Source organism: Bacteroides sp. An51A (assembly GCF_002161565.1).
Classification (GTDB): Bacteria; Bacteroidota; Bacteroidia; order Bacteroidales; family Bacteroidaceae; genus Phocaeicola; species Phocaeicola intestinalis.
Map to the genome: position 1 here is coordinate 23,261 of NZ_NFIC01000019.1, position 8,870 is coordinate 32,130.

At 41.4% G+C, this 8,870-nt stretch carries 9 protein-coding genes; all 9 read right to left on the minus strand.

Translation table 11 applies throughout. From position 1 onward, the window contains the following. Nucleotides 1-145: 145 nt before the first annotated feature. The 9 genes from B5G04_RS19000 to tnpB all read right to left on the minus strand — a co-directional run bounded on the left by B5G04_RS19000 (nucleotide 146) and on the right by tnpB (nucleotide 8,703). The gene (locus tag B5G04_RS19000) at nucleotides 146-1,048 is read right to left on the minus strand and encodes a glycosyltransferase family 2 protein (RefSeq protein ID WP_087398354.1); all 903 of its coding nucleotides are present in this window, start codon (nucleotides 1,046-1,048) and stop codon (nucleotides 146-148) included. Nucleotides 1,049-1,066: 18 nt separating this feature from the next. Then, nucleotides 1,067-2,005: an acyltransferase family protein gene (locus B5G04_RS19005; RefSeq protein WP_087398355.1), complete on the minus strand. Its 939-nt coding sequence runs from the start codon at nucleotides 2,003-2,005 to the stop codon at nucleotides 1,067-1,069. After that, nucleotides 1,986-2,564, minus strand: a complete 579-nt coding sequence (locus B5G04_RS19010) for a hypothetical protein (protein WP_087398356.1) — start codon at nucleotides 2,562-2,564, stop codon at nucleotides 1,986-1,988. Before B5G04_RS19010 ends, B5G04_RS19005 begins: the two co-directional genes overlap by 20 nt. A gap of 405 nt (nucleotides 2,565-2,969) precedes the next feature. Continuing rightward, the gene (locus B5G04_RS19015) at nucleotides 2,970-3,308 is read right to left on the minus strand and encodes a hypothetical protein (RefSeq protein WP_143270498.1); all 339 of its coding nucleotides are present in this window, start codon (nucleotides 3,306-3,308) and stop codon (nucleotides 2,970-2,972) included. Nucleotides 3,309-3,342: 34 nt separating this feature from the next. Further along, nucleotides 3,343-4,167: an Rpn family recombination-promoting nuclease/putative transposase gene (locus B5G04_RS19020; RefSeq protein WP_087398358.1), complete on the minus strand. Its 825-nt coding sequence runs from the start codon at nucleotides 4,165-4,167 to the stop codon at nucleotides 3,343-3,345. A gap of 69 nt (nucleotides 4,168-4,236) precedes the next feature. After that, the gene (locus tag B5G04_RS19025; RefSeq protein WP_087398359.1) at nucleotides 4,237-5,337 is read right to left on the minus strand and encodes a glycosyltransferase; all 1,101 of its coding nucleotides are present in this window, start codon (nucleotides 5,335-5,337) and stop codon (nucleotides 4,237-4,239) included. Nucleotides 5,338-5,349: 12 nt separating this feature from the next. Then, nucleotides 5,350-6,399, minus strand: a complete 1,050-nt coding sequence (locus tag B5G04_RS19030) for an acyltransferase (protein WP_087398360.1) — start codon at nucleotides 6,397-6,399, stop codon at nucleotides 5,350-5,352. 102 nt (nucleotides 6,400-6,501) lie between these two features. Beyond that, nucleotides 6,502-8,295, minus strand: coding sequence for an IS66 family transposase (locus B5G04_RS19035; RefSeq protein ID WP_087398361.1), 1,794 nt, complete (start codon nucleotides 8,293-8,295; stop codon nucleotides 6,502-6,504). A gap of 72 nt (nucleotides 8,296-8,367) precedes the next feature. After that, nucleotides 8,368-8,703 carry an IS66 family insertion sequence element accessory protein TnpB gene (gene tnpB, locus B5G04_RS19040; RefSeq protein ID WP_075317931.1) on the minus strand — a complete coding sequence of 112 codons (336 nt, stop codon included), beginning with the start codon at nucleotides 8,701-8,703 and terminating at the stop codon, nucleotides 8,368-8,370. Nucleotides 8,704-8,870 lie beyond the last annotated feature (167 nt).

Consider the following 8,870-nt stretch of genomic DNA (forward strand, 5'->3'; position numbering starts at 1 on the left):
GTGTTAATGAGTCAATGTGCTAATGTGATAATGTGTCAATGTGCCAATGTGATAATGTTGATAATGCACATTGTTTATTAGCACATTGTTTATTAGCACATTGTTTATTAGCACATTGTTTATTAGCACATTGTTTATTAGCACATTACTTATAATTCTCCATCAAATAAGCCTTAATGCGCTCTTTATCGAAATCGAAACGTTTTTTCAGTTCATAGATTTTGGCATCTACCAACATACGGTACCAAAAACCTTGCAAGATGTGCCAGATAAAGCCTTCTTTCCCGTCACGAAACCCGCCTTTCAGGATATAACGGATAAAGAAATTAATAAACGGACGTACAAACAGAGGAGCTTTGATGTATTTCAGCTTCAGCCAACGCTTGCGTTGTTCTTCTGTCCCGAAGAATTTAGGAACCACCTCTTCCGCCTTAGCATCCATTCCGTATTCCATCAGCAACATATCTGCCACCTCACGGGTAGCATATCCATTATGCTTTTCCGTCCACCAGGTCAAGTCATTCAGATTATCATCCACCTGATTCCCTTCTGCTACAGTAATAGCAATACCGTCAAAAATACGGATATGCTCGTCCATCCAACGATTCTCGCAATCTCCATGCCCTCTACGGAACACCTTTAAATGATACGAAGGATACCACCCTCCATGCAGCAACGGACGTCCCATAAAATCAATACGTTTCCTGACATATATTCCGTTTACTTCTTGGGAACATTCTGCCAATGCTTTCTTTACAGCCATACCGATATTGCCATCCAAATATTCATCCGCATCAATCCTCCATATCCATTCTGACTGTATCGGACATTGATATACTCCATAATTGAACTGGGTAGCATAATTTTTCCACGGGTTCCGATATACCTTAGCCCCTAATGCCTCAGCTATCTCACACGTCCGATCCGTACTGAAAGAATCAATCACAAAGATTTCGTCACAAACACCTTCCAGCGAATGGATACAACGCCCAATATGCTTCTCCTCGTTTTTTGTGAGGATGATGGCGGCAATGGAATTAGTATTCATTAAAATAATCTTCTTATATTATTTACAATATAATTGATTTCCAACTAACAACTTCGATATTTTCAATTTATCACAAAGCCATGCACTCAATAAACATAAAGAAAGCACCAGTATCAAACTTACTATCGCCCACAACATATTACTCCTATCAAAAGTAAACATAAAGTCATATTGCTTAGTCAAAACCGTAAATATAGGGGAGAAAAGCACAATACAAAACGAATTACGTCCTATAAACCCCACTAAATGTTTACATATTAAAGGAAGATAGCTATAAAGTCCCATAAGAAAACTAAGCATAAAGAAAGTCAGTCCCAATCCAGACCAATCCGCTCTACTAAAAGTCGCAGCACAACAAGAAATTAATAAAACAGGAATCAAAGAACACATTGAAGGAACTATACTCTGAGTTATACTTAAATTCAACCTATGCAAAAAACTACCTATTAAAAAATAAATCACATTCGACCACAACAATCCATCAACAAACAATGTCAAAACGAACAATATACTTCCAGTTAATACCAATGACACAAAAGGCGTAAGCCTTAACCAACTAACCAAATAACTTATAATCACACAAATAAACAATGTATGCAAATACCAATAAGTACCTATTGGTGATAAAAACAAACATTTACATACTGAAACAAAAGAAAAATCAATTTGATTTTGGCTGCCTAAAATAGAGCCTAACAATGTAAGCCCTAATAAATATAATACTTCAAAAATCGCATAAGGCAAAAATATTTTTCTTATAACAGTAAACAACTGACTTAAAGTTCCACCACTTCGTTGAAAATACCCAGATATTAAAAGAAATCCTGACATATGGAAACTATAAACCCAACTTGTTAACTCACTATACGTATTCACAAACATTTTAAAATGAAACAATACCATCAGTGATATTAAAACACCTTTGACAAAATCTACTTCAAGAATCCGTTCTTTCATAACCAGCCCCTTTCAATGCTCTTTTCTTTAAAATTTTCGCCGGATTACCTCCCACTACCAGATAATCCTCCACACTTTTATATACCGAAGCCGTTGCACCTACTACGGCTGCTTTTCCTATACAAACCCCTAAACCAATAAAAGCTTTCGACCCTATCCATGCCTTTTCCCTTATCCATATAGGAGCGGTAATCAATGAGTCGTCTGCCGTATTCAGCATGTCCACATCATGCGAAGCCGTACACAGATAGCTGTATTGCGACACCACAACATCATCTTCCAGCAACACCATGTCCTGATTATAGCAAATCACGTCAGGTCCCAAGCACGCCCGATGTCCCATCTGCAAATTCCATGGTGCCCAAAGTCGGACAGAAGCATATACTTCTGCATCCCATTCCACTTTAGCGCCAAACAATTTCAGCAAAAAGATACGCCACGGACGAAATATTTTGGTAGGGAAAGGGCGGAACAGGCAAAAACAAACCACATTCCAAACCGCCCTTTTGGCTTTTACCGATAAAGCCACATGCCCAGGCGTGTGTTTCGTTAAGTCCATATATGATTAAATCAATTGATATTTCACCGTAAAAAACACGGATATTTTACCGAAAATAAATGCCTGTTATCGCCACTATCCTTGCAGCCGAAAATGAATATATACTTACTTTGCCCATAAAGATATCTCCGTAGGCTATTTCAAATATATGAAACAGCCAATGAAGTATATATTCGTTTTTAAAGCATACTTATTGGCTGCATGAGAAAGAAAAAAACACCTTATTTCAAACAGATAATCAAGCAATTCAGGGAAGCAACCTCCGTTGCCCTTCTCCCTTGCTATAGTGGGAGTTATTTATAAAATTTAATGGTACAGAGTACACAGGGTATCAAACACCCTATGTACTTCTATACCCATTTTTGTTTAATTATATATCCGTCAAGTGTTGTACAAACACTCTCATCACAATGCCTCTATTTCTTCCGCAGTAAGTCCGGTACATTCCGCTATCAAGTCAACAGGCAATCCTTTGGCTTTCATCTTTCGGGCAATCTCGATCTTTGCTTGTTTCCAGCCTTTCTCAAAACCTTCTTTCCAGCCTTGTGCAAACCCTTGTTCCCAATCTGCCTCCAATTCTTCTATCGCATATCCTTTGGTTTCCAAGTAGTTGCGATACGCCTTAATGCATTCTTCATGCATTATTTGTTCCTCTTTGGGAAGAGAGGCGATATCTGTTATTTCCTCCAGTTTCTTAAAGGTTTTGCATTCCTTCAAAGACAATTTTTGCAATATTTCCATCATCTCTTAAACATACATTTATACAGTCAACAATCTATCATAACGCTTCTATTTCTTCCGCAGTAAGCCCGCTATATTTCACTATCAAGTCTATTGGTAATCCATCAGCTTTCATATTTCGAGCAGTTGCAATATTCGCTTCTTTCTTGCCTTCCTCTATGGCGGCAGCTCTCGTTACAAGATTATCGCGATACACTTTGATGCTTTCATCATATTTCATGCGGTCCTCTTTCGACAAGGAAGCGATGTCCACAATGTCTTCCAGTTTCTGGAACACAGCCTTGCGTGCCTTGAATGGCAGTCTTTGTAATGTTTCCATATTCTTCAATACATAAATCCAACGTTCAAAATCTGTCTCACATTCATCCTCATCCTTATTGAAGACGGGGAGTTGCAGGAAAACAAACCTCATCTTGTCGCAAAACATCTCATGAGTCATCCGATCAGCAAGAATGATATCGCTACGCAGACGGTCATGCAAGCCATCCAGACGAAAATTCATAAAGAAAATGCCATAAACAGCTTTCAGGTCAAACATCCAGCCGGAACCTTTTTCGCCTTGTCGCACAACGGCACGCGACAGGTAGAACAAGGCACGTTCGCGGAAATTCACCTGGCTGCGGTTCTGCATTTCCACGATAAACTGCTCGCCGTCCTCATTGGTACAGTAAACGTCATAAATACTGTTGCGGTCTTCCACCGTTTCTCCCACTATTTCCTTGTCGAGGAAACGGATATCCAGAATGTGCTTCTCACCGGCAAACAAGCTGTTCAAGAAATCAATCAGCAAATCCTTGTTGATTTCCTGGCCGAAGATGCGCTTGAACCCCACATCTGTAAACGGGTTGATAAATCTCGACATAGGCTTAAGAATTGGTCTTTTTACAAAGATAACGCTAATTATTGGTTTTCCAAGACTTACAGAAGCTTTTTATTCGCTTATCAAAACCTTTTCATATAATCCTGCTATCTCTTCCGCCATCTTTTTAGCCGAATACTTTTCTTCTACCAGCCGGCGTCCGTTCTTTCCCATTGCTTCCAGTGCCTGTTCGTTCAAGACAAGAAAAGCTTTTACTGCTTCTGTAAGCGGATTTGTCCCGATTTCCGTCCACCATCCGCAATGATATGTTTCCAAGTCCTGCCAGGGAGTGCCTTTGGTCGTAATCACCGGCGTGCCACAAGCCAAAGCCTCTGCCACAACAATGCCAAAGTTCTCGCTATAGGTAGGCAGTACAAACAGGTCAGCGTCACGGAAAAGTTGCCATTTCCTCTCTCCATAAACTCCCCCTATGAAACGAACCAACCCGTCAATGCTCAAAGCTTTGGTTTTACTTTTAAGCTGTTCTATATAGCCGGCATCTCCTTCACCCGCAATATGTATCGTATAACCATCGAGGGAATTTTTCAAGGCAGCCACAGCTTCCAGCAGAAATTCGATACCTTTCTTTACATGGATACGGGACAGGAACAAAATCTGTTTCTTCCTGTTCCAGCTTCGTTTCATGATGATTGCTTCCACATCTATGCCGTTGGGGATAACCGCAATGCGTGAGTTATATCCCAATTTGAGCAAGTTCTCTTTCTCGCTTTCCGCCGTAGCGTGCAGGTAATCTGCATTCTTTACGGCGGCTTTCTGGTAGAGTAGGAGGGCCGGAACTTTTTTCGTCCAGTAATGACGTTTCATAATCCAAGGTTCCAACATGCCGTGAGGTGTAAGCACCACTTTGTAGCCCAATTGTTGTGCCCATTTTTGTGTCAAAGCACATTGGGGCATCCAGCAACAGTTGACATGCACAATGTCCGGTCGTATTGCGTCCAACAGGCATTTCCATTCCCGTTTCATTTCCCGGAAATGTTTCAACGGTGCCACGTAATGAACTTGACAGCTCTCCAATGTCACCGGATTGTCAGATGCATGGCTGACAATATGTAATTCCGTAAGTTTTCCCAGTTCTTTCGCAAGCAACTGGAGATAGGTGGTTGTTCCGCCCGACGTACGGTCAATGCTGGGGATGTAATGGATGATTTTCATATCATACTGATTTTATCTGCCACCTACACAAACGGCATAATTACGGGGCAGGCATTTTTTGAAACAATAACCGACAAGAATGAACAGGCAGGCAAATATCCATGGCGACACTAAGTAATTGATAGCAAATCCTAATGAAGAATGCCCCAATAAGACAACCAGTAATTTCCGGACTATGTTCAATGTCGGTTCATGGAATAAATAAATGAAAAAAGTGAACTGGCAAGCTATGGCAAGCCATTTATGCTTTTTCAATTCAAATGTAATTGGTACAATCCTGTTATATAGGTTCCAAATGCTGACAATTCCCAAAGCAATGATGGGGATTCGGACTTGTTTCCATGGCAATTCAGGGAAAGCAAGTTCTAAAACTGATAGAACAATGAACACGGCAGGAATCCAATACGTATTGACTTTGTCTAATTTCACAAGAAATGCATCACCTGCCATAAACCAAAACAAGGCATAGACGGGCACCACTTCGAACTGAAAGAATGATAGGAGAAATAAGACGAATGTTAACACGCTTCCTCTTATGGCTTTCCTTACATAATACAATAATGGCGAGATAGCCACTATGATAATCAGGTCACGTAGAAACCAAAGATGAAAAGCCCAAGGAGCTGTTCCTTCCGGTACATGCCAAAAGAGGGAAGTGAGTATTTCGGCAACAGGCAGTTGCAAGTTTTTAGAAAATGCTTCCTCTCCGTTTATATAGTTGCCGGTAAAAGGCAACTGTTCCATCAGCAGATAGAAAGCCGGAAAAAACAATGCGGCAATTACGAATGGAACCAGCAAGGTCTTAATCCGTTTTTTCATTTTTCGTCCTATATCCGAAATGCCTTTATCCGTATGCAGGAAAAACAAGTATCCCGAAATAACATAAAAGAGGGGAACGGCACAACGTCCCAACATACCGGAAATGCTTTCTTGCAGATAATGATTGAAAGCCATTCCCTGTATTTCATTGGGAATATCGTGGAAACCCGAATGAATATAGAGGACTAAAATAATAGCGACAAAAGATAATACCTTTAGCTTCTCGGATAAATAGTATGTCATTTTTTTTGATTTTAATGTAAGCACTCAATTTAGGGCATCCCCCTTTGAAAAGGCACTTTTGAGTGCCCTAAACCGAGTTTTGTTAATTAATTAGCTTTGAATTTAACATTGGCCGGTAGCCAAAGTGATTTTGTCAGGAACCATGTTAACATAATCCCTGCACCCGTTAAAGATATTTTTGAAAAAAGTTCCGATGAAGTTCCAGACAGAACTTCCATGAAGCTTTACCGTTCCTATTACACTATGGTAAGTCGCAGCCATCTCAGCGCCTGCATCACTACCGTAATGAAGTGAATTGTTGCGTTGGGTAGTCAGCTTCCGGATGGTCCGTTCTGCCAGATTGTTGTCTATCGGAAGATCCCCATCGTCCAGAAAAGCAAATAGTTCCTTCCAAAACTTCTTCAAGTAATTAAGAGCTTCTGTATAATACTGGCTTCTAAATTCTGAATTCTTCGACAGTTCACTCTCCAACAGGCTGCGCAATTCTATCAGGTGTTCCTTCGTTTCCAGGCTTTGCCTTTCCCGCAGTCTCTCTTCCGGAGTAAGACCGGCTTCATCATAAATATGTTCTTTAGAAAAGAACCACTTTAAAAGCTTTGAAAAACGTTCGGCCAGCGGTTCGCCTCCTTGATTACCGGCTTTAACGAACTTATTATTCGCATGGGACATACAAACCTGATGGATAGTATCCTTAAACTGAGCCGATTTCAACTCATCACCGATAAAAACATAAGCATTGTAGCCGTCGGACATGATACTCTTCAATTCCGCATCACCCAGAAAATCCGTAAGCACCTCACGGCCGCGGGAGCCATCCTCATAGAAGAAAATGGCTGTTTTCTGAGCCTTGTTGACCAATACCCAGATATAACACTTCTTATAACGGTCATATTTGCGAACCTTGCACCAGGTCTCATCGCAGTTCACAACCGAGTCCTTTTCCAAGGCAACGGACTTCAATACACGAACCAGTTCATCAAGGTATTTCTTGCCTTTCTTAAGCCAGTTGCGTAAGGTGTTTTTAGAAATGGTCATTCCCATATCCGTCAGCCATTGGTGCAGAAGGCCGAAGGTCACATTCTTTACATAAACTTCATAGGCGATGGCCTGCAGAAATTCAGGAGTGGCTTTAGTCCCCTCAAACTTAGTTACCACCTCCGGATGGCCTTCAGAGGGGAAATAACCCCACTTCGGCTTTTTGCCAGGCTCTGCATAATGGACCATCTCAAAACATTCTTCCGTAAGGAAGGTACGGAAACTGAATACACGCACCATCCTTCTTTCAATGATACGTCCGGGAACCTTTGTCAGATCAGACGGATGCTCTATCGTTTCTCCGGCCACTCCCATCGTCTTATATCCGTCAGGACGATTGCCCAGGTCACGTTCCTTTCGGAGAAGAGCCGGCTCATTCCGGGATTCGTTATTGTCTACAGAATCCGTACGGAGTGTATCGTCCGTACCGTCATAATCATCTTTCTCCTTTTGCCGGTCAGAAGCACTCTTTTCTGCCTTGGAGTGTATCCTTTGACGCCTGTCTCCAAAACGTTCCTGATTGGCAAAATCAAGTCTTTCCTGAAAAGCCTTTGCCTTCCGTTCAGCCGATTGGCGAAGCTTGCGCTCTTCTGATAACCGGTTTTCCAAATCGGACTGTTTCGATTGCATGGAGGACACCTGATCCTTCAGTTCCTTCATCTGAACCATGAAATCCTCCAAGACAAGCTTCATGGCGTCATTTGTCAACCTGAGGTCCTGATTCTGCTCAGCAAGGTATTGTATGTACCGGTCTTTTTGATCGTCTGCCATACCTTCACTATAATTTATAGGGTTCCGTGAGTAGGTTTCCCTACTCAACAATTCCCTTTTTGAGTCTATTATATGTTGCAGTTCGATCATGTTTAAACCTTTGATTTACAGATATAAAGGTACTAAAATAATCGCAAAACCGCAAGCAAATGACCATATTAATTATCTGATTTTTAATGTTTTAACTATAGGGTTTTCCAGTATCAGAACCACATCTTTCCAGTCAATCCGATAAACGGTATCCGCCCCGTTCCGCTCCACTTTCATGAACTGGTAGCCCGCGACAAACTTCTTTTCGAACAGGCTGTATGAACGGTTGGCAAATGAGAACATACGGACTATTCTTCGGTTTCGCGACATGACAATGAAGACATCCCCGTCACAGGGTTCCCGGTGAAGCCGTTCACGGATGATGGACAACACACGGCTGTGCTTGCAACGCATGTCGGTAAAGTCACGCACATAATAAAAATGATTCAGACCGGTAACACTCAGCATAGACCCTCCAGCTTCTCTATCATCCGGACTAAGTCCTGATAGCTTAAATTCTTTTGGGACAAGTGCAATCCATTACTGATACGGATGTCAATCCATATGCGGACGGGATTGTCATTACCGCTTCTTGATACAGGTTTAGGCCGGTCACCAATTTTAGTCTTTTCTTC

Bases quoted from the DNA above. Each gene is read 5' to 3' on its own strand.
- tnpB (WP_075317931.1), bottom strand. From the start codon at position 8,703: ATGCTGAGTGTTACCGGTCTGAATCATTTTTATTATGTGCGTGACTTT.
- B5G04_RS19020 (WP_087398358.1), bottom strand. From the start codon at position 4,167: ATGTCGAGATTTATCAACCCGTTTACAGATGTGGGGTTCAAGCGCATC.
- B5G04_RS19000 (WP_087398354.1), bottom strand. From the start codon at position 1,048: ATGAATACTAATTCCATTGCCGCCATCATCCTCACAAAAAACGAGGAG.
- B5G04_RS19025 (WP_087398359.1), bottom strand. From the start codon at position 5,337: ATGAAAATCATCCATTACATCCCCAGCATTGACCGTACGTCGGGCGGA.
- B5G04_RS19030 (WP_087398360.1), bottom strand. From the start codon at position 6,399: ATGACATACTATTTATCCGAGAAGCTAAAGGTATTATCTTTTGTCGCT.
- B5G04_RS19035 (WP_087398361.1), bottom strand. From the start codon at position 8,295: ATGATCGAACTGCAACATATAATAGACTCAAAAAGGGAATTGTTGAGT.
- B5G04_RS19005 (WP_087398355.1), bottom strand. From the start codon at position 2,005: ATGAAAGAACGGATTCTTGAAGTAGATTTTGTCAAAGGTGTTTTAATA.
- B5G04_RS19015 (WP_143270498.1), bottom strand. From the start codon at position 3,308: ATGATGGAAATATTGCAAAAATTGTCTTTGAAGGAATGCAAAACCTTT.
- B5G04_RS19010 (WP_087398356.1), bottom strand. From the start codon at position 2,564: ATGGACTTAACGAAACACACGCCTGGGCATGTGGCTTTATCGGTAAAA.